Raw genomic sequence first — 22,764 nt, forward strand, 5'->3', positions numbered from 1 at the left:
CGGCCGGGCCGGCCGCCGGCACCCCAGCGCTGCGCCGCCTGTTGCGGGTTCGCACCGTCCCCGGGTGGATCCGCCTGCTGACCGGGCTCGCCGTCGCCGCCGTCCTGCTGGTCTTCGCGACCGTCAGCATCGGCGTCGGCCACGCCAGGGACGGCCTGCGCGTCATCGGCCACACCGCCGGCCCGCAGGTCGTCACCACCGCCGACCTGTACTTCGCGCTCAGCGACATGGACGCACAGGTCGCCTCCGTGCTGCTCACCGGCCGCGAGTCCGCCCTCGGGCCCGGCCGCCAGACCATGCTCGACCGCTACGACGAGCGCCGCTCGCAGGCCGACCGCGCCGTGCTGCAGGCGGCCGACCTCGCCAGCGGCGACGCCACCGAGCAGATGACCGTGCAGGCCCTGCTGGACGGGCTCGGCCGTTACGAGCGGCTGGCCGCCCGCGCGCTGCTGCTGGACGAGCAGTCCGGCCACGCCGCCGGGCCGCCGCCCCAGGCCGTCCTGGACGTCTACCGCCAGGCGACCGACCTCATGCGGCTGGACCTGCTGCCCAAGGCCTACAACCTGACCCTGGACAGCGGCACCATCGTCCGGCACGCCTACCTGGCCGAGCTGTCGGCCGTCCAGCAGGGGCGCATCTGGGTGGGCGTCACCGGAGGGCTGGCGCTGCTGGCGCTCATCGTGCTGCAGGTCTATCTGAGCCGCGGTTTCCGCCGCACGTTCAACGTGCCCGCGCTGGTGGCCACCGTCGTGGTCGCCGCGCTGACCGTGGCCGCGTTCGCCGTCCTCCAGCACGAGGGCGACGTGCTGCGCGACGCCAAGGAGGACGGCTTCAACTCCGTCCTCGCGCTCTCGCGGGCCCGCGCCATCGGCAACACGCTGCACGGCGACGAGAGTCGCTACCTGCTCGACCCCGAACGCGCCGACACCTACGAGCAGGTGTACCTGGACAAGTCGCAGGCCGTCCTCTACGTCCCGGCCGGCAACCTCGACAAGTACTACGCCGCGGTGAACGACCGCGTCTCCGGCGGCAAGAAGGACTTCCTCGGGTTCTTCGGGGCGGAGGCCGCGGGCCTGTCCCTGCCCCCGCAGCGGCCGGCGTTCGACCAGGTCCTCCAGCGCTACCAGGCCTTCCAGCACAACGACCAGCGCGTCCGGCAGCTCGCCACGTCCGGCTCGCGGCGCGCGGCGGTCGGCCAGGCCATGGGCCCGGCCTTCGCCTCCTACGACGACGCCCTGGTCAAGCTCACCGCGCTGCACCGCCAGGCGTTCGAGTCGGCGGTGCGCGAGGGCGACGGGGCGCTCGGCGGGTGGAACTGGGTGCCTCCCGCGGCCGCCCTGGCCGCCATCCTGATGGTCCTCATCGGTGTCCGGCCCCGGCTCGCCGAGTACCGCTGAAGGGAACCCCTTGATGGTCACGCTCACTTCCACGCGCGCGCACGGCGGGTTCCGCCGCGCCGCCGCCGCGCTGGCGGCCGTGGCGGCGCTCGTCCCGCTGGCCGCCTCCTGCGCGGCCGGCACCTCCATCCTCGACAAGGACTCCCTGGTGATCGGGGTGAAGGCCGACCAGCCGAACCTCGGGGTCAAGGGCGCTGGCGGCGCCTACTCGGGGTTCGACGTCGACGTCGCCACCTACGTCGCCCGCAAGCTCGGCAAGCAGGTGCGGTTCGTCACCGCGCCGTCCGCCCAGCGCGAGAACATGATCACCAATAGCGCGGTCGACCTGGTCGTCGCGACCTACTCCATCACCGCCGAGCGCAAGACCAAGGTGTCCTTCGGCGGCCCGTACTACGTGGCGCACCAGGACACGCTGGTGCGGGCCGACCAGAGCGGCGTGGACAACGTGCGCGACCTGCGCGACCGCAAGCTGTGCCAGGTGACCGGGTCCAACTCCTGGCGCCGGGTCAAGGAGGAGCGCAAGATCCCCGTGACGCTGGTGCCCTCGGCCTCCTACAGCGAGTGCGTCGAGGACCTGCGCGCGGGCAAGGTGGACGCCGTCTCGACCGACGACCTGATCCTGACCGGGTTCGCCACCTCCGGCACCAAGATCGTCAACGCGCCGTTCAGCGACGAGCGGTACGGCATCGGCATCCGCACCGGCGACATCGACGGCTGCGAGGCGGTCAACAAGGCGATCACCGAGATGTACCAGGACGGCACGGCCAAGCGGCTGCTGCAGAAGTGGTTCGCCAAGTCGGGGCTGGCTCTGACCTTCACCGTCCCGCAGTTCGAGGGCTGCGGCTGAGACCGGCCGCAAGTCTCTGAAATTTCATGAACGTCGGGACCGAAAAAGTGAGGTGAACTCGGTTTTTACGGGTCGGGCCGCTATATTACCGAGTGAACAGGCTGTGCTCTTGTTCATGAACAGCGGTTCCTCTCATGGATCGAGGCCGGCCGATGGGCGAGGTGGTCATCGTCAACTGCACCGTCGTGCACGGGCGGGCGGCGGGCGGTGCCGAGGCCCTGCCCGACGCGGCGGTGCACGTCCGCGGTGAGCGCGTCCTCGCCGTCGGATCCCGCGCGCAGATCCTGCGCGGCATCCCCGGCGTGCCCGTCCTCGACCTCGACGGCGCCTACCTCACCCCCGGCCTGATCAACATGCACACCCACCTGTCGCTGTCGCTGCCCGGCCAGGGAGGCGACGACGTCAAGGGCATGGGACCGCACGACCTGGCCCTGTACATGGCCGACGGCGCCCGCCGCACCCTCGCGTGCGGGGTGACGACGGTGCGCTGCGTCGCCGAGAAGGACCACGCCGACTTCGCCCTGCGCCGGGCCATCGAAGCAGGCCGCGCGACCGGGCCGCGCCTCTACACCGCCGGACGGGCCCTGGTGTGCACCGGCGGACACGGGCACGAGGGCGCCGACACCCTCGAGTGCGACGGGCCCGACGCCTTCCGCCGCGGCGTGCGCAGCCAGATCAAGGCCGGCGCCGACCTCATCAAGGTCATGATCTCCGGCGGCATCGCCGGCGAGCACGAGCGCATCGACACCCCCCAGCTGTTCGCCGACGAGATGGCCGCGGTGCTCGACACGGCGCACGCGTGGGGCCGCAAGGTCACCGCGCACGCCGGCCCCGCGGCCGTCATCGCCCAGGCCGTCGAGCTCGGGCTGGACTGCGTCGAGCACGGTTACGAGCTGACCCCCGCCGTCGCCGCCGCCATGGCCGCCCGCGGCACCGCACTGGTCCCCACGCTGCTCGTCACGCGGTGCAAGGAGTTCTTCGACGAGCTCGGCGTCCCCGGATGGATGCAGTGCCGCGCGCTGGCCGCCGGACCCCGCCACCTGGACAGCTACGCCATGGCCCTCGCTGCCGGCGTGACCGTCATGCTCGGCAGCGACATGCCCCCGTTCTGGCCGTTCGAGGGCACCAATGCCACGGTCAGGGAGCTGGAGCACATGTCCGAGGCCGGTCTCGGCCCGGCCGGCGCGCTGCGGGCCGCGACGCTCGAACCGGCCCGCTGGCTCGGCGCCGACGACGACCTCGGCACCGTCGAGCCCGGCCGGTACGCCGACCTCATCGCGATGGACGACGATCCCCTGAGCACCGCCTCGGCATTCCGGGGCGTCCACTGGGTGATGAAAGGCGGCCGGATCGTCCGCGACGACCGCGCGACGGTCCACCCCTGATGGCCCTCATCCCGCACGCCCGCGCGTCCTGGAGTCCTCCACATGAATGACCAGCTCCCCGCCGATGGCGACGACGCGCCCCCGGACGAGACGCCCGGCGCGGCACCCGAGGAGTTCATCACTGCGCCCGAGGAGGTCGGCGTGGCGCCCGATGGGTCTGACGGGGCGGCAGAGGGCGATATGGAGCTGTACGACCTGCGGGTCGTGGTCGACCGCATCGACGGCAGATCGGTCTGCGGCATGCGGGTGGGCGACCGCTTCGACCTCGAACAGAGTGCGCACCTGCGTCTGCCCGACGGCGAGCACTTCTGCGTCTACGCGCTGGCCGCGGTGCTGCCCTTCCTCGCCGCCAAGCAGCGCGACCTCGCCGCCGGGGACTGGCTGGCGAAGGACACGCTGTTCGCCTGCCCCGATCCCGAGGAACGCCTGGTGATGCGCGTCGAACGAACCCGCCGCCGCCGCATGAACTCCGCGGACCTGACCTGAATCACCCGAAGGCGCGAGCGCGTCCCGGCGGCGGTGCGCGTCGCGGTGGCGGCCCCGTGCACGGCACATGGTCCTGGTGGAGACAAGGCGCACGGTCCTGGTGAAGACACGGCGCACGGTCCTGGAGGAGAAGGGAGAGGTTGCCATGAGACCCGCCGAGATCGGCCTCGGGTTGCAGAGTGACAAACGGCCGGGCGACTACGCGCGGCTGGCGCGCGTGGCCGAGGAGCACGGGTTCGACGTGCTCAGCGTGTTCGGCGACCTGATGTACCAGCCGCCGCTGTACCCGCTGCTGGAGATGGCGGCGGCCACCCAGCACGTGCGGCTCGGTCCGGCCTGCCTCAATCCTTACTCCCTGGCCCCCTACGAGATCGCCGGCCAGATCGCCGCCCTGGACCTCGCCTCGGCCGGCCGTGCCTATCTCGGCCTGGCGCGGGGCACCTGGCTCGGCGCGGTCGGCATCGCCCGGCCCCGGCCGCTGACCGCCCTCGCCGAGGCCGCCGAGGTGGTCTACCGGCTGCTCGGCGGCGACGACACCGGGTACGAGGGCGAGGTGTTCCGCCTGGAGGCGGGTACGCTCCTGCGCTACCCCGTCCAGCGGGTACGGCCGCCGCTCCTACTCGGCACCTGGGGCCCGAAGGGCGCCGCGCTGGCCGGGCGCATCGCGGAGGAGATCAAGGTGGGCGGCAGCGCCAACCCGGCGATGGTGCCCGTGATCCGCGACCGGGTGCGCGCCGGCGCCGAGGCGGCCGGACGCGACCCCGGCGAGGTCGGCGTCGTGCTCGGCGCGGTCACCGTCGTGGACACCGACGGCGCCGCCGCCCGGGCCAGAGCCCGCACCGAGGTCGCCATGTACCTGGCCGTGGTGGCGGACCTGGACCCGACCGCCGAGATCCCCGACGACCTGCTCGTCCGAGTGCGAGACCTGGTCGCGGCGGGGGAGGACCGGGCGGCCGGCGAACTGATCCCGGACGACATCCTCGATCTGTTCGCCTTCTCCGGCACGCCCGAGCAGGTGGCGGCCCAGGCCCAGGCGCTGATCGACGCCGGCGCGCACAGGGTCGAGTTCGGCACCCCCCACGGCCTCGACGACGAGCAAGGCATCCGCCTCCTCGGCGCCGAAGTCCTCCCCCTCCTCAACCGCTCCCCGCCCACCTCGCCCCCCTGACCAGCGACGCGCCGCCGCCTGGTCAGTCAGGCTGCCTGAACCTCGACGACCCACTTGCCAGGAGGTCAGGCGCGATGCGCCTGCTTAAGGATCGTTAGGATGGAGAGCTTCGTGGAGGGGACGCCTAGAGTGCACGTGCTTGTCCTGGTCGGGCCGGGGGTCGCGGCGGACGCGCGCTTGCTGCGGGACATGGCGGCGCGGGAGTTCGCCGTGCTCGGTGTCGAGGGGCGCCTCGTGGTCGCGGCCGACGTCGCCTCTTTCCGTGCCGAGTTGGACGCCACGGGCGACGACCAGGCCGTCGTCGCGATGCCCGGCCCTGATCCGGACGCCCGACGGCTCATCGACGCTCCACCGGCATGCTCCCCTCGGACGGTGTGGCTCGATCTCGCCCGCGTGGGCCCGCTTCAGGCCGCCGGCGGGGCCGCTCACCTTCAGGGCCGGGGAGTGTGGGGTCTGACATGGGCCATCCGCCACGCCGTGCACCGGCTTCGGACGCCGGCCGTTCGCATCCCGTACGGGGACCATCCTGACCAGTGGGGAGAACTCCGGCTACCGTCCTCCGTGGCCGGTCCTGCACCTTGGCCCGCGGACGCCGGCGTCTCCTCCGCCGGCGGGTCGTTGTCGTCTTCCATGAACGCGGCCATCTCCGCTGCCGACGGGTCGCCATCGTCGTCCATGGGCTCCGTGGGCCGGTCCGCCGAGGGGCCGCCGCCGGTGGCGGTGCTGGTGCATGGGGGGTACTGGAGGTCCATCTGGCAGGCCGACCTGATGGACGCGCTCGCGATCGACCTCGCCCGCCGGGGGCACGCCACGTGGAACCTGGAGTATCGCCGACCTGACCTGCACGGATGGGACGCCACCACGCGGGACGTGGCGAGCGGGCTGACGGCGCTGACGGCGCTCGGCGTCCCGCTGGACCTCGACCGCGTCGTGGTCCTCGGACACTCGGCCGGCGGCCAGCTCGCCCTGCGCCTGGCGGCCGACGCGGCCCGATCCGCGCCACCCGCCCGGACGGTCGCCGGCGACCCCGGTACGCGTGTGCCGCGGGTGGCGTTCGCCGTGTCGCTGGCGGGGGTGCTGGACCTGGTGGAGGCGGACCGGCGGCGCATGGGCGTCGGAGCGGTCGCCGCCGCGCTCGGCGGAGACGCGCACGAGTTGCCCGAGGTGTACGCCGCCGCGAGCCCGCTGGCCCGGCTGCCGCTGCGTGTGCCGCACCTTGTCGTCCAGGGAACCGACGACGATCCCGACCTGGTGGACATCGGCCGCAGGTACGCGCGCGCGGCCGGCCCGGAGGCCGTCCACGTCGAACGGCCGGGCGACCACTTCGCCGTCATCGACCCCGACACCCCCATCTGGCACGCCGTGGCGGACCATCTCGCCGACCACCCGGCCCCCGGCACCGGTCCTGAGACCGCTTCGCGATGACGGCCCAGGCTTCACCGGCTCATCGGCGACCGGCGCAGCCGTAGGCCGATCAATGATGACCCGCTTGTGCCTCAGTACGGTCAGCGGTGAGTGGTCATGCCACTGGTCGATTCTCGGTCGTCCGCGCTGCTGTGGGCAGGTTCGTGGCGGCCGGCCCCCCGCTTGGGGCGGCTGGTGGTGGATGGCCTCGTTATTGGTGGACAGAGGGCAGCGGGTCTGGTGCGCGGCCGTTGTGGGGGTGCCGCACGGCCGGGTGGAGGGGGAGAGTGCGGGGATCTGAGGGTGAACAGTGTGTTACGTGTGGCGTGTCCGTGTGGTGAGGGTGTGGGGGTGCGCCAAGCTGGGGGTGTCGCAACCCGGAGGACCCCCCGATGCTCAAGCGCAACCTGCTTTTCGGCCGTAAGACCCGCGTCACCTTCTGCCTGCCCGCCGACCGGCCCTACGGCGTGGTCAGCGTCGTCGGCGACTTCAACGACTGGTGCCCGGGGCGTCACGAGCTGCGCCGCCGCCACAACGGCCTGCGCACCGTCTCGGTGATCCTGCCCCAGGGCGTCCACCGGTTCCGCTACCTGGCGACCGCCGGCCTCTGGTTCGACGACGAGACCGCCGACCAGATCGACCACCACGGCAGCCTGATCCATCTGTGACCCCGCGCCGGGCGGTTCTCCATGAACCGCCCGGCCATCTACCATGACCTACCGCCGTGACCTGCCCGGTGGTCCCTCACGACTCGCCCGGCGGTTCCCGCGGCTCGCGGGGTGGTGATGACGGCGCCGGGTGTCGTGGTCGTCGTGGTCAGCGGTCGGGTGCCGTTTCCGGCGGTCCCTGTGGGGTGAGGCGTGCCGCCGAGGTGCCGAGGCCGGTGGGGGGCATGGCGCGCCATATCTCTGGGGTGGACGGCTGGGGAGCGCCGGCGGAGACCCGCGCGGGAGCAGCGGTGACGAAGGCATGCGACGGGGCGGCGGTGAGGAGGGCATGCGTCGGGGGAGCGGTGAGGGAGGCATCCGGGAGGGGTGCGGTGAAGGCGGCGGCTGGGCGGGGGGCGGTGGCGGAGCCGTGGGTGCGTAGTTCGGCTTCGGTGTAGCGTGCGCAGCGGCGGTGCCATTCGAGGATGCCGGACATCCAGTCTTTGAGGGACTCGGCGTGCTCGACGAGGATCTGCCGCGCCCGCTCGCCGAGGGCGAGGTCGTCCAGCAGGGCGGGCAGGTCGTGGGCGACGATGTGCTCGAACTGCCGCATGCGCGCCGTCATCAGCTCGGCCACGATGTCGCGGGCCCGGCAGCGGTCGACGCCGAGGAAGCGCTCGACCACCAGCACCATGTTGTGGACCTCCCCCTCGAACTCGATCTCCTTCTGGTAGGAGAACAGGTCGTTGGTGAAGCAGGCGTAGTCCTGGGCGGCGGTGTCCAGCTCGCGCAGCACGCGTGTCTGGTACACCTCGTCGGGCACGACGTCGATGTGGGCGAGCCGGGCCAGGCTCATCGTCATGTCGGAGCCGAAGGTCTTGCGGCGCATCTCGACGTAGTCGATCGGGTCGGGGACGCGGTTCAGGGCCTGGTTGCCCACCTCCCACACCCAGCTGCCGGTCATGTCGTCCACCGCGGCGCGCAACCGCCGCCGCCCGCGCGCGTCCATGCCGGAGGCGGTGCGCCGCCACAGGTCGCCCAGGCCGCGCTCGAGCGCGCCGGACGGCTCGGGGGTCTCGCTCATGTCCAGGGGCATGAACGACCCGAGCCGCTCGTGGCAGAGCCGCGCCGCCGGCAGGTCGCGGGGGACGCCGAAGACACAGGGGAAGTAGTCGTCGCCGTAGGTGCCCCAGGCCAGCCAGTCGGACGACAGGCAGACCTGCTCCAGCTCGCCGTCGGCGTGGATCATCGCCGCGCAGTGAGCGAAGTCGAAGCCGAGGAAGCGCCGCTCGTCCCACAGTGCGCCGGCGGAGATGCCGGGGAGGGAGTCGAACATGCCCATCCGCAGCGCCCATTCGGCCCCGTGGCGCCGCGCGGCCTCCAGATGCGGGTTCGTGCGGAACGCGAACGGCATGTGGAAGGCGGGCAGGTCAAGGTGCCCCACGGGGCGCAACGGCGGGGACAGGTGCTGGCGGGAGCGCAGGTCGGCGCCGAGTCGCAACGTGGGCAGCAGCGACCACACCGCCGAGGTGCCGAGCCCGGACGGGCCGGGCGGGACGCCGGGGAATGGGCCGCCGGCGGCGCCCTCGTTCATGTAGCGGCTGGAGCGGGCGTGCCACTCGTGGCCGCCGGACTGCCAATCTTGCAGGCCCTTGACGTAGGCGGCGACCGCGGCCTGCTCGTGGGCGGGCGCCGCCCGCTCGGCGAGCAGGGCGGGCACCTCGGTCAGCGCGGTGGTCTCGAACTGCTGGAGCCGGGAGGTCAGCAGGTCGTTGACCAGTTCGGCGGCCTCCTGAGTGGGGCAGTCGAAGAAGCGCTCGAAGACCAGCACCGCGTTGGAGTTCTCGCCCTCCTCCTGAACCTCGCGCTGGTAGGAGAACAGGTCGTTGCGCAGGTGCACCGCGTCGGAGAAGGTGTCGGACAGGACCTTCATCGGCCGGGTGCCGGCGAGGTGGGCGGGGATCTCGGCCCGCGCGGCGTACTCCACCAGGTCGGCCGACCAGGGCGCCCCGCCGACCCTGCGCCGCATCTGGACGTACTCGATGGGGTTGGCGACGCGGCCCAGCTCGATGTTGTTCAGCTCCCACATGGACTCGACCATCAGGTTGTGGGTGCTGGTGGTGAAGCGACGCCGCCAGTCGGGCGACATGGCGGGCACCGTGCGCGCCCAGAGATCCTTCAGACCGGCCTCGGCGGGGTCGGCCGGCTCGGGCGGCGTCTCGTCCTCGGCGGTCATGAACAGCTCGAGGCGGTCGAGGTGGGCCTTGGCGCCCGCCAGGTCGCGGGAGTGCTTGAACAGTTCGAGGAAGTGGTCGTCGAAGAAGAACACCCAGACGTACCAGTCGGTGATGAGGTCGAGCGTCGCGCCGTCGCAGTCGGGGTGGGTGTAGGCGCACATCAGCGCGTAGTCCATCTGGGCGAGCGCGGCCTCGTCCCAGATGAGGCCGCCGCCGGGCCGAGGCACGTCGAGCATGCCCATGCCGCGCGCCCAGGCGGTGCTGTGGGCGCGCGAGCGCTCGAGGTGCGGGTTCAGCCGGGCGGGATACGGCATGTAGAAATCGGGCAGCGTGAAAGCCTGCATGAGCCTGCCTAAGTCTCGTGAGCCGACCATGACCATGCGCTTACCGTGACCTTACCATCGCGGAGGGTCACGGTGTCATCGCGCGAGCCGGCCGGTACGGCGGCGGGCCCAGGCGCCACGGTCGCACAGGGGGCACAGGTGCACAGAGTGCAAAGGGCGCACGGGGGAGCGGCCCGCCGGCGCCGAGAGGTCACTCGTCGGCGGGAGCGAGCGCGCGCCAGGGCAGGGGGCTCGAGAGCATCATCATGCTGGAGGGCTGCCCGTAGGGGGCCAGGCGGTCGATGAGCTCCTCGAAGGCCGTCATCGAGGTGGCGGCGACGCGCAGCAGGCAGCAGGTGTCCCCGGTGACCCGGTGCACCTCGACGATCTCCGGCCAGGCGAGCGCCTGCTTGTCGCGCAGCACGCACCGCACTCCATAGCAGGACATGCGGATCAGGGCGCTGACCTTCCGGCCGGCGCGGGAGGGGTCGATCCTGGCGTGATAGCCGGCGATCACGCCGGTCTCCTCCAGCCGGCGCACCCGCTCGGCGACCGCCGGGGCCGACAGGTGCACCCGCCGGGACAGCTCGCTGTAGGACAGTCGTGCGTCCGCCTGCAGTTCGGCCACCAGGGCCCAGTCCATCGCGTCCACGGTCACGCTCCGTCATTCGCAAACCGGAAACCGTCTTCCGCCTTCCATTCGGAAGGCGGAAGGGGCGAATCGCTATCGACTCATCATTTCACTGGAATTCTATATAAGTGAACATGGAGGTGAACTGAGGAGTTGGGATGACGAGCAGACGGCGGGCCGGAGGCGCCCGGGTGAGATCCTTGGCCGGGCGCCTGCGTGCCCCTGCGCAGGCGGCCGAGCACGTGGCGCCCACCCTGGAGTTCGCCGACGGCACCCCTTACGACCACTATGTGGCGGCGCAGGCGCTGCACGGGCTCCAGCGGACGGTCACCGACGTGCCCGAGGAGCGCGCCTTCCTGGTGACGACCCAGGTGATGGAGCTGTACTTCGGGCTGATCCGGTCGGAGTGGTGGCTCGCGCAGCGACTGCTGGACGACGACGAGGTGGTGGGGGCGACGGCGGTGCTGGCCCGCAGCGTCCGCTACTTCGAGGCGCTCAACGCCTCCTGGGCGGCGCTGAGCTGGCTCACGCCCGCCCAGTTCAACGCCTTCCGGGACGCGCTGGGCGAGGCCTCGGGGTTCCAGTCGGCCATGTACCGGCACCTGGAGTTCCTGCTGGGCAACAAGTCGGAGCCGCTGACCCGCCCGCACCGCCGCAGCCCGGCGGTGTACAAGGAACTGGTCGACGCCCTGCGGCGCCCCAGCCTGTACGACAGCGTGCTCGCCCTGCTCGCCAGGCGCGGGTTCGAGATCCCCCCGCCCGGCGACCCGGCGCTGGAGTACGTCCCGAACCCGCTGGTGGAGGACGCCTGGGTCCGGGTCTACGCCGAGCACGGCCCGGGGGAGGAGCTGTGGTCCCTCGCCGAGACGCTCACCGACCTGTCCGAGAGGTTCTCCGACTGGCGCTACCGGCACTTGATGGCCGTGCGCCGCTCGATGGGCGCCAAGCCGGGCTCGGGCGGCTCCAGCGGGCTCACCTGGCTGGAGCGCAGCCTGCGCCGCGACGTGTTCCCCGAGCTGTGGTCCGCCCGCACCCGCATGTGACTCCGGCACCGATGTTCACCGGTTTTCGTCCCACGTAACACCCTGCCCTCCGGGTGAACGGGTGGGGCCGAGGCGTCCTGCCGGTCGGAAACAGCCGGTCAGAACAGCCGGGGGGTGACCACCGAGACCACCGTGGTGACCGCGTCGGTGTCGTTGTACATGGCGTGCGGCACGGTGGAGCGCAGGTGGACGCTGTCGCCCGGGTAGAGCCGGTGTTCCACGCCGTCCACCTCGTACAGCAGCTCGCCCGACAGCACGAAGGCGAACTCCTCGCCCGCGTGCCCATAGGCGTCCTCGCGCCGCCCCCCGGGGGCGATGTGCACCAGCAGCGGCTCCAGCACCAGGTGCGGCCCGCGGGCCGACAGCATGCGGTAGGTCTGCTGGCCGGAGACGTACTCGGTGGCCGCCGTCGAGGCCCGGGTGAGCGTGAAGTGGGAGGGAAGCCGGGCGATGTCCGCGCGGTCGTCGCCCGCCTGCTGCTCGTCGTCGAAGAAGTCGGCGACGCTGTGGTCGAGCGCCGCGGCGACGCCGTTCAGCGCGGTGAGCCCGATGGAGGAGATGCCCCGCTCGACCTGCGACAGGAAGCCGATCGACAGCCCCGAGCGGGTGGACAGCCCGCGCAGCGTCATGCCGCGCTCCTTGCGGAAGCGGCGCATGCGGGCGCCGACGGCGTCGGGCCGGTCGCGCCGGTCGTGCTCGCCGCGGCCCTGGCGCGCCGATGTGCCCACCGGATGACCTCCTCGATCGGGCGGCGCGGCCGCGCCTTTCAACGGTAAAGAGCACACCTATTTCACCCCAGGTGCCGTCCGCGTGCCAACCGGGGCCCGCTCCGTCCCCGCCGGTCGACCCGCCCGGGGGCCGCATTGCCCGGCCGGGGACCGGGACGGGCAATGATGGGCCGCCCTTGGGATAACCGTGACATGTCCGGGGGTAGGGAAGCGCGGGTGAAAGGCCTAGCCAATACGCCCGGCGAGGACCCGGCCCCGGTCCCGATCACCGCCGATCTCCAGCTTCGCGTCAATGACCGGCTATATCCGATCACGGCCGACACCAGGGAGTCACTGCTGGACACCCTCCGGGAGCGCCTGGGCCTGACCGGCGCGAAGAAGGGCTGCGACCACGGCCAGTGCGGCGCCTGCACGGTCCTGGTGGACGGCAGGCGGGTGGTGTCGTGCCTGACGCTGACGGTGTCGGTGGACGACGGCGCCGTCACCACCGTCGAAGGGCTCGCCGCCTCCGGCGCCGTCCACCCGCTGCAGCGGGCCTTCGTCGAGCACGACGCCCTGCAGTGCGGCTTCTGCACTCCCGGGCAGCTCTGCTCGGCGGCGGGCATGCTCGCCGAGGCGGCGGAGGGACGGCCGAGCCTGGTCACCGCCCGCGGCGCCGCCGGGGCCGGCGGCCCGGTGACCCTGGACGAGGAGGAGATCCGCGAGCGGATGAGCGGCAACCTGTGCCGGTGCGGCGCCTACCCGGGCATCGTCGCCGCCATCGCCGAGGTGGCCCGGCCGGCGGAGGTGGCGCGATGAGACCCTTCGCCTACCAGCGCCCGCCCACCGTCGCCTCCGCCGTGGCCGCGGCCGGCGCGGACGCGGACGTGATGTACCTGGCCGGCGGCACCAACCTGGTCGACCTCATGCGGCTCGGCGTCGCCGCACCGGGCACGCTCGTCGACGTCACCCGCGCCGTCTCCACCGCCATCGAGGAGACCCCCGGCGGCGGCCTGCGCATCGGCGCCGGCGCGCGCAACGGCGACCTCGCCGCCCACCCCGTGGTCCGCCGCCGCTACCCGGTGCTCGCCGAGGCGCTGCTCTCCGGGGCCTCCGGCCAGCTCCGCAACATGGCGACCGCGGGCGGCAACCTGCTCCAGCGCACCCGCTGCTCCTACTTCCAGGACGTCACCAAGCCCTGCAACAAGCGCAGTCCCGGCACCGGATGCCCGGCCCGCGAGGGCGAGCACGGCAACCTGGCGATCCTCGGCCACTCGGAGAGCTGCGTGGCCACCCATCCCTCCGACATGGCCGTCGCCCTGGCGGCGCTCGGCGCGCTGGTCCACGTGGAGGGGCCCGGCGGGGCGCGTCAGGTGCCCATGCCCGGTTTGCACCGGCTGCCCGATGACGACCCCTCGCGCGACACCGTCCTGTCGCCCGGCGAGCTCATCACGGCGGTGGAGCTGCCCGCGCTGCCGATGGCCGCCCGCTCGGCCTACCGCAAGGCGCGAGACCGGGCGTCGTTCTCCTTCGCCTCGGTGTCGGTCGCGGCGGCGCTGGAGCTGGACGGCGGCGCCGGGGGAGTGGTGCGCGACTGCCGCATCGCCCTGGGCGCCGTCGCGCACGTCCCGTGGCGGGCCGAGACCGCCGAGGCCGCGCTGCGGGGCGGGCCCGCGACCGAGGAGGCGTTCATCCAGGCCGCGGGCGCCGAGCTGGAGCGGGCGCGCCCGCTGCCGCGCAACGGCTACAAGGTGCCGCTGGCCCGTAACCTGATGGTGCGCGTGCTGGCCGATCTGGCGGCCCGGCCATGACCGCCGCCCCGCCCGTCACGGGCGCCCGCCACGTGGGCGAGGCCCTCGACCGCGTGGACGGCCTGGCGAAGGTCACCGGCAGCGCCATGTACGCCTACGACCACGGCCCGGCCGACCTGCTGCACGCCGTGCCGGTCGAGGCCGCCATCGCCCGCGGCGAGGTCGTCCAGGTGGACGTGGACTCCATGCTCAAGCGCCCCGGCGTGGTCGCGGCCATCTGGCACGGCAACGCGCCCCGGCTGGCGACCTCCGACGAGGAGCTGGCCGTCCTGCAGTCGCGGCGGGTGTCCTACCGCGGCCAGTACATCGCCGTCGTGGTGGCCGAGACCCTGGACGACGCCCGCGAGGCGGCGCGAACGCTGCACGTGCAGTACGCGCCGGAGGAGCACGACGTCGGCCTGCGCGCCGACCACCCGAAGATGTACCGGCCCGACTCCGTCAACGCCGGCCATCCCACCGACACCGAGCAGGGCGACCCCGACGCCGCCCTCGCCTCGGCGCCCGTCGTGGTGGACGAGGTCTACAGCACCCCGGCCGAGCACAACAACCCCATGGAGCCGCACGCCACGGTCGCCGAGTGGCACGGCGACGGGCTGACCGTCCACGAGCCGTCCCAGAACGTCACCGGGCTGCGCGCGACCCTGGCCTCGCTGTTCGGCATGCCGCCCGCCCACGTGCACGTCGTGTCGCCCTACGTCGGCGGCGGGTTCGGCTCCAAGGCCAAGGTGCACCCGCACGTCATCCTCGCCGCCCTGACCGCCAAGCAGGTCGGCCGGCCGGTCAAGATGGCCCTCACCCGGCGGCAGATGTTCGCGGCCACCGCCTACCGCACCCCGACCATCCAGCGGATGAGGCTGGGCGCCGAGCCCGACGGGCGGCTGGTCGCCCTCACCCACGACGTCTTCGAGCAGAGCTCGGCCCTGGCCGAGTTCGCCGAGCAGGCCGCGGTGCCCTCGCGCACGATGTACGCGGCCCCGCACCGCCGCACCACCCACCGCCTGGTGCGGCTGGACGTGCCGACCCCCTCGTGGATGCGCGCGCCCGGCGAATGCCCGGGCATGTTCGCGCTGGAGTCGGCGATGGACGAGCTGGCCATCGCCTGCGGCGTCGACCCGATCGACCTGCGGGTGCGCAACGAGCCGGCCGCCGATCCGCACAGCGGGCTGCCGTTCAGCTCCAGGAACCTGGTCGGCTGCCTGCGCGAGGGGGCCCGGCGCTTCGGCTGGGCCGGACGCGACCCGCGCCCGGGCATGCGGCGCCGGGGAAGGCTGCTGGTCGGCACCGGCGTCGCCGCCGCCACCTTCCCCGCCCTTCGCGCCCCCTCGTCGGCGAGCGCCCGGGCCGAGCCCGACGGCCGGTACACGGTGCGCATCGCCGCCGCCGACATCGGCACCGGCGCGCGCACCGTGCTGACCCAGATCGCGGCCGACGCCCTGGGCTCCACGCCGGGCCTGGTCACGGTGGAGCTCGGCGACAGCGCGCTGCCCCGCGCCGCGGTCGCGGGCGGGTCCATGGGCACCGCCTCGTGGGGGACGGCCGTGGTGCGCGCGTGCGAGGCGCTCAGGGAACGGCTCTCGGCCGTGGGCGGCGCCGTCCCGGCCGGTGGGCTCGAGGCCACGGCCGACACCACCCAGGAGGTGCGCGGCCGGCAGCGGTACGCCCGCCACGCCTTCGGCGCGCAGTTCGCCGAGGTGACCGTCGACGCCGACACGGGGGAGACCCGCGTGCCGCGCCTGCTCGGCGTGTTCGCCGTGGGCCGCATCCTCAATCCCAAGACCGCGCGCTCGCAGCTCATCGGCGGCATGACCATGGGGCTGTCGATGGCTCTGCTGGAGGAGAGCATCATGGACCGCGAGTTCGGCGACTACCTCAACCGCGACCTGGCGCAGTACCACATCGCGGCCAACGCGGACGTGCGCGACGTCCAGGCGTTCTGGCTGGAGGAGGACGACCCGCACCTCAACCCCATGGGCTCCAAGGGCATCGGTGAGATCGGCATCGTCGGCACCGCCGCGGCAATCGCCAACGCCGTCCACCACGCCACCGGGGTGCGGATTCGCGACCTGCCGATCCGCCTGGACAAGCTGGTGCGCTGAACGCGCCCCCGGCCCGTGTTCTCGCTGTCCTCGCTCTTCCGGCGTCCCGCCGACCGGCTGGCCGGCGCGGCTCCCGGCTGGCTGGTGGAGACGGTCCGGCCCGCTCCGGCGCGGCCGGACTGGGCGGCGATGGCGCGGGTGGCGGCCTCCGTCACCGGCCCCCTGATCGCGACCCTGGCCGCCGGGCGGCTCACCCTGGGCCTGCTGCCCGCGATGGGGGCCATGGCGGCGGCGCTGGCCGACCGGGGAGGCTCCTACCGCGCCCGGGTCATCCGCATCGCCGGCGCCGCGTGCGGCGGGTCGGCCGGGTACATGATCGGCCACTCCGCACGCGGGCTCGGCTGGTGGACGGTCCTGGTGGCCGTCGCGGTGTCGGTGCTGTCCGCGCTGGTCAGCGTCTCGGGGGCGGCCGGGTCCCTGGGCGGGCTGCAGTCGCTGGTGATGACCGTGCTCGGCCTCGGCGTGTCCTTCCCCCAGGGGCCGGTGACCGGGGCGTCGGCCTACGCCGCCGGCGCGGCCTGGGCGATGGTGCTGTCGGTCGCCGGCTGGCCGCTGCGTCCCCGCGCCGCCGAGGAATCGGCCGTCGCCGGCGCCTACCGGGCGCTCGCCTGCCTGCTGGAGCGCTGGCACACCGGCAGGGCCGAGGCTCTGACCGCCTTCGACGCCGCGCTGAAGAAGGCCTACGACACCGTGCTCGGCGCCCGGTCGGCGGCGCTCGGCCCCGACCGGGAGCGCACCCGCCTGGTCGCTCTGCTCAACCAAGCCATCCGCGTCCGTAACGCCCTGATCTCGCTCATCGAGGAGGGGCGCGAGCCGGCGCCCGAGATCGCGCAGGCCGTCGCCTCGATCGCCGGCGCGCTGGCCGGTGAGGGGACCGCCGGCCGGCCGAAGCGGCTGGAGGCCGTCTCGCCCGCGCTACGGGCGGTGTGCGCGGCGGTGAACGACACCGTGGAGCTGGTGTCAGGGAGCGAGGTCCCCTCCGGCCAGGAGCCGGTCCGCGAGGCGGCCGGCCCCGGCGCGAGGATCGGCCGGCTCTGGCAGCGACTGCGGTATGGGCACCTCGCCCGGGTCTACACGGTCAGGCTCGCGCTGTGCATGGGAGTGGCCGCCGCGCTGAGCGAGCTGCACTGGATAGAGCGGTCCTACTGGGTCATGCTCACCGTCGCGCTGGTGCTCAAGCCGGACTTCGGTTCGGTCTTCGCCCGGGCGGTGCAGCGGGGGATCGGGACGGTCGTGGGCGCGATGCTCGGCACCCTGGTGCTCTTCGTGGTGCCCTACGGGCCCGGCATCCTCATCCCCCTGGCGTTGTTCGCCGCGCTCCTGCCCTACGGCCAGCAGCGCAACTGGGGGCTGATGTCCACCTTCCAGGTGCCGCTGGTCGTGCTGCTGGTCGACCTTCTGACCGGCGCGGGGCCGCGGCTGGCGGAGATCCGCCTGGTGGACACCCTGATCGGCTGCGCCATCGTGCTGGTGTTCGGCTACCTGCCCTGGCCGGCGAGCTGGGAGGCGCCGGTGGGGCCGCCGTTCGCCGACGCGGTGGCCGCCACGGCCCGCTACCTGCGGCACGCGTTCGAAGGCGGCCCGCCGTGCGCGCTGCTGCACCGCGAGGCGTTCGACGCCCTGGCCGACCTTCGCACGGTCTTCCAGCGGGCGCTGACAGAGCCGCCGGTGGTCAGCAGGCGCGTCACCACCTGGCTGCCGGCGATGACCGCGCTCGAGCGGGTGGCCGACGCGACCGCGGCCACGGCGGCCCTGACCGAGCACGGCCGGGACGCGCCCTCGCCGCAGGCGGTCAGCCGGACGGCCGCGTCGCTGGAGGAGATCGCCGAGCACGTCCGCGCCGGGCGGCCGGTGGCCGACCAGGTGCGCCTGACCGCCGACGGCCCCCTGGAGCCGATCACCGAGGCCGTCCGCGGCCTGCACGACACCCTGGCCGGCCGCCCCTGACCGGCCGCCCTTGACCGGACGGCCGGCGTCGTCCGTCCCCGCCGATGAATGCGACCGATAGTGCCTAATGCCGCTTACTCGTAATAAGCGGTATTCGTCCCTCTTCTTCGGCTTTGCCGCACTCTATTCGCGTATGTCCCCCGCTTTCGCCATTCCCCGGAGACCGGCACCCACCACGAGCGAACCGACCGCCCACCAGCCCCGCAGAGAATCCGGGCCACCTTCGCGACCTCCAGATATTTCATGACATGCGTAGGACGCCGACACCCGCGAAATGGCGGTTAGGATGTGCATCGCCAAGGGCGGACCCTGGTATTCACTCCCTCCCCCAGGAGACCGGATGTCACTGCAGCCGAGGTTCCGGCGGGTGGCCGCACTCGACAGGCGGTTCGTCGACCGCGAGGACGTTCTTGAGGCGTTCATGAGGGAATTGCGCGACCGCGGGGACGCGCGGGGCCCACGGGTCTTCAACGTGACCGGCGTCGGCGGCATCGGCAAGTCGCGGCTGCTGCGTGAGCTCAAGAAGCGGGCGGAGCAGGAGGGCTGCCGCACCGCGCTGCTCGACCTCCAGGTCCCCGCCATGCGCCAGCAGGAGGACGCCCTCGCGGTCCTGCGCATGGAGCTCGGCCGGCAAGGCGTGATCTTCGACCACTTCGACATCGCCTACGCCGTCCTGTGGCAGCGCCTGCATCCGCACCTGAAGATCAGCCAGGCGGAACTCCCGTTCGCCGACGAGAGCGAGATCCTCACCTCGATCCTCGACGAGACCTCCGGCCTGCCGGTGTTCGGCACCGCGGTCGGGCTGCTGAAACTCGCGCAGCGTGCGCGCTCCTCGGTCCGTCACCGACGGGTGATCAAGGACGACGAGGTCCTCCAGCGGCTGGACGAGCTGTCCAACACCGACGTGCTGGACGCCGTCACCTACCTGTTCGCCCAAGACCTGCGGGCCTCCGGCGGCACGCCGTGCGTGGTCTTCGTCGACGCCTACGAGGCGTTGGTCCCCATTCCGGTGAAGACCGGGCGGGTGTCCAGCGCCGACGCGTGGCTGCGCGACCTGATCGCCCAGCTCGATCGCGGTCTGGTGGTCGTGGGCAGCCGCGAGCCGCTCGGCTGGCAGGTCCACCATCCCGAGTGGGCCGAGATCGTCAACGAGTGCAAGATGGGCGGGCTGCCGATGGACGCCCGGCTGGAACTGCTGCAGCAGGCCGGCATCTCCGAGGGCGTCGTCATCGCCCAGGCGTCCCAGGGCCTGCCCTTCTACCTGCACCTTGCGCTGGACACCCAGGCGGGCAGCGCGCGGGCGGTGTCCATGGAGGAGATCTTGCAGCGGTTCCTCAACCACGTCGCCCCCGCCGAGGTGCGGCTGCTGGAGCTGCTGAGCGTCGCCAGGACCTTCGACTTCGAGATCTTCCACACCCTCGCCCAGGCTTACGACCTGCCCGCCGACCGCTTCACATGGGAGTCGCTGACCGCCTACTCCTTCGTCTACCCCGCCGGGGAGCACGGCCTGCGGCTCCACCAGTTGATGGTGGTCGCGCTGCGGGCGCGGCTCAGCCCCGAAGCCACCCGGGAGGTGCACGCCCACCTGCGCGCGGCCTGGGACGCCCGCGCCGCCGCGGGCGACGGGACGGCCCTGCGCGAGGCGGTGTACCACGGGGTGCGCGCCGGGGCGCTGAGCGCCGAGGACCTGCTGGACTACGCCGACCGCAGCATCCGGCGCGGCGGCAAGCAGGCGGGCGACGGCATCCTCGCCGACCTGACCGAACTCGGCCTGCACGGGGAGCTGGCGGAGGCCGCCCGCTGTCTGGCCGTCGAGGCCGCGATCACCATGGGCGACGCCGGGCAGGCCGCCGCGCTGGCCGATCTCGGCCCGGCCCCCGCCGTCGGCAGCACGGCCCAGGCGCGGCTGGCGATGGCCGCGGCACACGCCATGCGCATCGCCGGCGACACCACCGAGGCGGGCCGGGTCTACACCCGCGTCTGGGAGCGGCATCGGGGGCCGGTCCGCCCGATCGCCGGACTGTGGGTGGCCGAGGTCCCCATGTGGCAGGGCCGGTTCGCCACCGCGTTCTCCCTGGCCGAGCAGGTGCTGAGGGACGCCCCCGAGGACGACTGGGTGCTGCGCGGTGACGTGCTGCGGCTGATGCACCTCGGCCGCCGTTTCCACCTCGACTTCGCCGAGGCCGCCGCGCGGCTGGAGGAGGCCCACGCCTGCTACGCGCGGTCGGGGTCGGTGGTGGGGCTGGCCAACATCGCCACCAACCGGGTCGAGCTGGCGGCCTGGGACGACCCGGCGGCGGCTCTGCGCCTGGCGGGCGAGGCGATCGCGCAGCAGCAGGAGCTCGCCGCGCTGCACGAGCTCGGCAAGACCTACACCGGGCTCGCCCTGGCGCAGATGCGCCTCGGCGAGCTGCGGGCGTCCTCCGACTCCTTCGCGCTGGCCTGCGAGTACCTCGACCGGGCGGGTTACCGGTCGGGCCGGGCCAGGGCCGAGTTGTTCCGCGCGCTGCTGCACGTCCTCCAGGGCTCGCCCGAGCGGGCGGCCAGGGCGCTGGTCTGGGCGGCCGAGGAGTTCATCGCCTCGGAGGTCTACCCCACGCTGATCGTGGCCGCGCACCAGACGCTGGAGCGCATCGACCTGCCCGACGAGCAGGTGGCTCGGGCCGCCGATGAGGCGCGCGGCCAGATAGAGCCGCTCGACTCGCTTCCGGCACTGGAGTCCCGCATGGCCGATCTGATCGAATCGGTCCTGGGAGGACACCGATGACGATGGAACTGTACGAGACCGCCCGGGCGCACCTGGACGCCGCCGCCGGTTACTACAACAAGAACGTCCGCGTGCCCACGCCCGACGGGCCCGTGAACGTCCGTATCCCCATCGACGGCGCGGACGTCATGGACCTGCGCCTGTGGCGCGAGGATGAGGTCCTGCCGGCGATCGCGCCCTATGTCGCCGACGCGCCGCGGCTGCTGCACACTTCTGCGGCCCCGCTCTTCCAGGTGCACCAGTTCATCCACGGCCGGGTGCTCAACGACCTCGCCCCCCGCGGCGTCCCGGTCCCCGGGCATGTGCCCGGGGACGTCGTCCGGCTGCTCACCCAACTGGCCGAGATCCCGCGCGAGAAGCTCCCGTCCCTGCCGCCCGACTGGCCGGTGGGGGAGGACACCCAGGGGTTCGGGCGCCGGCTGTCGGACCTGACGCGGTGGGTGTACTCCAGCTTCGCCACCGAGTACGCCTGGCTGTACTCCGCGTTCAAGGTCCCGGCGGACCCGGTGGCCGCCGCCGAGGCGCTGTGGCCGGGCATGACCGCCCGCCCCCTGGTGTGCGTGCACGCCGACATCCACCGCAAGAACATGATCGTGGACGACGGGCGGACGGTCTTCCTCGACTGGGAGCTCGCCCTCTGGGGTGATCCGGTCTACGAGATGGCCGTGCACCTGCACAAGATGGGCTATCTGCGCGCCGAGCGCGACCGCGTCGTCGAGCTGTGGGCCCGCGCCATGCCCCCCGGGCACATCCTCGGCTGGGAGCACGACATGGAGGTCTACCTGGCCCACGAGCAGATCAAGTCGGCCGTCGTGGACACCGTCCGCTACGCCCAGCTGTTCGTCGATCCCGACTCCGCCCCCGAACCCGAGCCCGAGCTGGTCGCCAAGCTCACCGAGAAGCTCAACAACGCCTACCGCCACTGGGGCGTCTCCCCGCGGGCCGAGGAGGACCAGGTCGAGGCCACCCTGCAGCGGTGGGCGCGGCGGTGATCCGTTTCCGCGGCGAGCTGGCGCGCAACTACGTGGACGGTCGCCGGCTTCCCGAGGAGACGGTGGCCGTGTGGATGCGCGCCGTGGCGCCCTGCATCGCCGTCTCTGGGGGCCCGGTGCTCGACCTGGGGGCGGGCACGGGCCGCTTCTCCCGCGCGCTGGCCGGGCACTTCTCCGTACGGGTGGTCGCCGTCGAGCCCTCGGCGGAGATGCGCGCGGTCGCGGCGGCCGCGGCCGGCCCCGACGTCGGTGTGGTGGGCGGCCGGGCCGAGGCCGTCCCATGCGCGTCCCGGGCCTTCCAGGCGATCTGGGCCTCCCAGGTGGTCCACCACATCGAGGACTTCGACCGGTGCGCCGCCGAGGTGCGCCGGGTTCTGGTCCCCGGGGGCCGGCTCGTCGTCCGCGGCGCCTTCCACGACGCCGAGCGGACGACGCTGTTCCATACCTACTTTCCCGACCTCGTCGTCCTGGCCGAGGAGAGAGGCCGTGCTCTGGCGGCCCTGACGCGCGCGCTGGAACGGGCCGGGATGGCCGCCGAGCGCCGCGACACGGTCGTCCAGACCTCGGCGCCGACCCTGGCCGCGTTCGCCGGCCAGGTGGCGCTGCGTGCGCACAGCCCGCTGCGCCGCCTGAGCGACGACCGGTTCGCCGAGGGGCTCGAACGCTTGAGGAAGGACGCCGCCCGCTCCCCGGACAGTGGGCCCATCACCAGCGCCATGGATCTCGTCGTCTACTCCTGAGCACACCTCGGCCCGTCCCGCGTTGACGCCGTCCTGCCGTGCGGTCTTTCCGGTGCGCATCGCGCCCTGACCGCGGGGCCGGGCCAGACCGTTGCGTAATTCATGTATTTACGGTAGGAAATACCTATGAAGATGC

At 72.9% G+C, this 22,764-nt stretch carries 18 protein-coding genes; 15 read left to right on the plus strand and 3 right to left on the minus strand.

Annotation, left to right across the window (positions count from 1 at the left end; all coding sequences use genetic code 11):
- From ACFQSB_RS38395 to ACFQSB_RS38425, 7 genes are all read left to right on the plus strand, one after another.
- The coding region (locus ACFQSB_RS38395) for a hypothetical protein (RefSeq protein WP_380832125.1) at positions 1–1,397 on the plus strand (1,397 nt) is incomplete at its 5' end.
- Positions 1,398–1,410: 13 nt separating this feature from the next.
- Entirely contained in the window at positions 1,411–2,244 is an 834-nt protein-coding gene (locus tag ACFQSB_RS38400) for a glutamate ABC transporter substrate-binding protein (protein WP_380832126.1), read from the plus strand.
- A 134-nt stretch (positions 2,245–2,378) separates the two neighbouring features.
- Positions 2,379–3,629: an amidohydrolase family protein gene (locus tag ACFQSB_RS38405; protein ID WP_380832128.1), complete on the plus strand. Its 1,251-nt coding sequence runs from the start codon at positions 2,379–2,381 to the stop codon at positions 3,627–3,629.
- Between the two features lie 42 nt (positions 3,630–3,671).
- Positions 3,672–4,115 carry a TIGR04076 family protein gene (locus ACFQSB_RS38410; protein ID WP_380832130.1) on the plus strand — a complete coding sequence of 148 codons (444 nt, stop codon included), beginning with the start codon at positions 3,672–3,674 and terminating at the stop codon, positions 4,113–4,115.
- A gap of 145 nt (positions 4,116–4,260) precedes the next feature.
- The gene (locus ACFQSB_RS38415) at positions 4,261–5,283 is read left to right on the plus strand and encodes an LLM class flavin-dependent oxidoreductase (RefSeq protein ID WP_380832131.1); all 1,023 of its coding nucleotides are present in this window, start codon (positions 4,261–4,263) and stop codon (positions 5,281–5,283) included.
- A 99-nt stretch (positions 5,284–5,382) separates the two neighbouring features.
- Complete coding sequence (locus ACFQSB_RS38420; protein ID WP_380832132.1) at positions 5,383–6,708, plus strand: alpha/beta hydrolase family protein; 1,326 nt, start codon at positions 5,383–5,385, stop codon at positions 6,706–6,708.
- Between the two features lie 371 nt (positions 6,709–7,079).
- Positions 7,080–7,355: an isoamylase early set domain-containing protein gene (locus ACFQSB_RS38425; protein WP_354846805.1), complete on the plus strand. Its 276-nt coding sequence runs from the start codon at positions 7,080–7,082 to the stop codon at positions 7,353–7,355.
- A 148-nt stretch (positions 7,356–7,503) separates the two neighbouring features.
- Here the strand turns inward: ACFQSB_RS38425 and ACFQSB_RS38430 are convergent, their stop codons facing one another.
- Both ACFQSB_RS38430 and ACFQSB_RS38435 read right to left on the minus strand, forming a co-directional pair.
- On the minus strand, positions 7,504–9,915 hold the full coding sequence (locus tag ACFQSB_RS38430) for a terpene synthase family protein (protein ID WP_380832134.1): 2,412 nt from the start codon (positions 9,913–9,915) through the stop codon (positions 7,504–7,506).
- Positions 9,916–10,105: 190 nt separating this feature from the next.
- On the minus strand, positions 10,106–10,537 hold the full coding sequence (locus ACFQSB_RS38435) for an Lrp/AsnC family transcriptional regulator (protein WP_354846988.1): 432 nt from the start codon (positions 10,535–10,537) through the stop codon (positions 10,106–10,108).
- 146 nt (positions 10,538–10,683) lie between these two features.
- Between ACFQSB_RS38435 and ACFQSB_RS38440 the strand changes: the two genes are divergently transcribed.
- Positions 10,684–11,568: a tryptophan 2,3-dioxygenase gene (locus ACFQSB_RS38440; RefSeq protein WP_380832135.1), complete on the plus strand. Its 885-nt coding sequence runs from the start codon at positions 10,684–10,686 to the stop codon at positions 11,566–11,568.
- A gap of 98 nt (positions 11,569–11,666) precedes the next feature.
- On the opposite strand, the gene ACFQSB_RS38445 is transcribed toward ACFQSB_RS38440, so the two are convergent.
- Entirely contained in the window at positions 11,667–12,296 is a 630-nt protein-coding gene (locus tag ACFQSB_RS38445; RefSeq protein ID WP_380832137.1) for a helix-turn-helix domain-containing protein, read from the minus strand.
- 264 nt (positions 12,297–12,560) lie between these two features.
- Between ACFQSB_RS38445 and ACFQSB_RS38450 the strand changes: the two genes are divergently transcribed.
- From ACFQSB_RS38450 to ACFQSB_RS38480, 7 genes are all read left to right on the plus strand, one after another.
- A complete protein-coding gene (locus ACFQSB_RS38450; RefSeq protein WP_380832169.1) occupies positions 12,561–13,094 on the plus strand; it encodes a (2Fe-2S)-binding protein in 534 nt (177 codons plus the stop codon).
- A complete protein-coding gene (locus tag ACFQSB_RS38455; protein WP_380832139.1) occupies positions 13,091–14,086 on the plus strand; it encodes an FAD binding domain-containing protein in 996 nt (331 codons plus the stop codon). The genes ACFQSB_RS38450 and ACFQSB_RS38455 overlap by 4 nt, the downstream gene beginning before the upstream one ends.
- On the plus strand, positions 14,083–16,182 hold the full coding sequence (locus ACFQSB_RS38460) for a xanthine dehydrogenase family protein molybdopterin-binding subunit (protein ID WP_380832141.1): 2,100 nt from the start codon (positions 14,083–14,085) through the stop codon (positions 16,180–16,182). Before ACFQSB_RS38455 ends, ACFQSB_RS38460 begins: the two co-directional genes overlap by 4 nt.
- A gap of 15 nt (positions 16,183–16,197) precedes the next feature.
- The gene (locus tag ACFQSB_RS38465) at positions 16,198–18,129 is read left to right on the plus strand and encodes an FUSC family protein (RefSeq protein ID WP_380832143.1); all 1,932 of its coding nucleotides are present in this window, start codon (positions 16,198–16,200) and stop codon (positions 18,127–18,129) included.
- 340 nt (positions 18,130–18,469) lie between these two features.
- Positions 18,470–20,896, plus strand: coding sequence for an ATP-binding protein (locus ACFQSB_RS38470; protein WP_380832145.1), 2,427 nt, complete (start codon positions 18,470–18,472; stop codon positions 20,894–20,896).
- Positions 20,893–21,888, plus strand: coding sequence for an aminoglycoside phosphotransferase family protein (locus tag ACFQSB_RS38475; protein ID WP_354846786.1), 996 nt, complete (start codon positions 20,893–20,895; stop codon positions 21,886–21,888). The genes ACFQSB_RS38470 and ACFQSB_RS38475 overlap by 4 nt, the downstream gene beginning before the upstream one ends.
- Positions 21,873–22,628 (plus strand): class I SAM-dependent methyltransferase, encoded by a 756-nt coding sequence (locus tag ACFQSB_RS38480; RefSeq protein ID WP_380832147.1) that lies wholly within the window; start codon positions 21,873–21,875, stop codon positions 22,626–22,628. Before ACFQSB_RS38475 ends, ACFQSB_RS38480 begins: the two co-directional genes overlap by 16 nt.
- Positions 22,629–22,764: the final 136 nt, after the last annotated feature.

Origin of the sequence: Sphaerisporangium rhizosphaerae (assembly GCF_042665155.1) — a bacterium.
Taxonomy (GTDB): domain Bacteria; phylum Actinomycetota; class Actinomycetes; order Streptosporangiales; family Streptosporangiaceae; genus Sphaerisporangium; species Sphaerisporangium rhizosphaerae.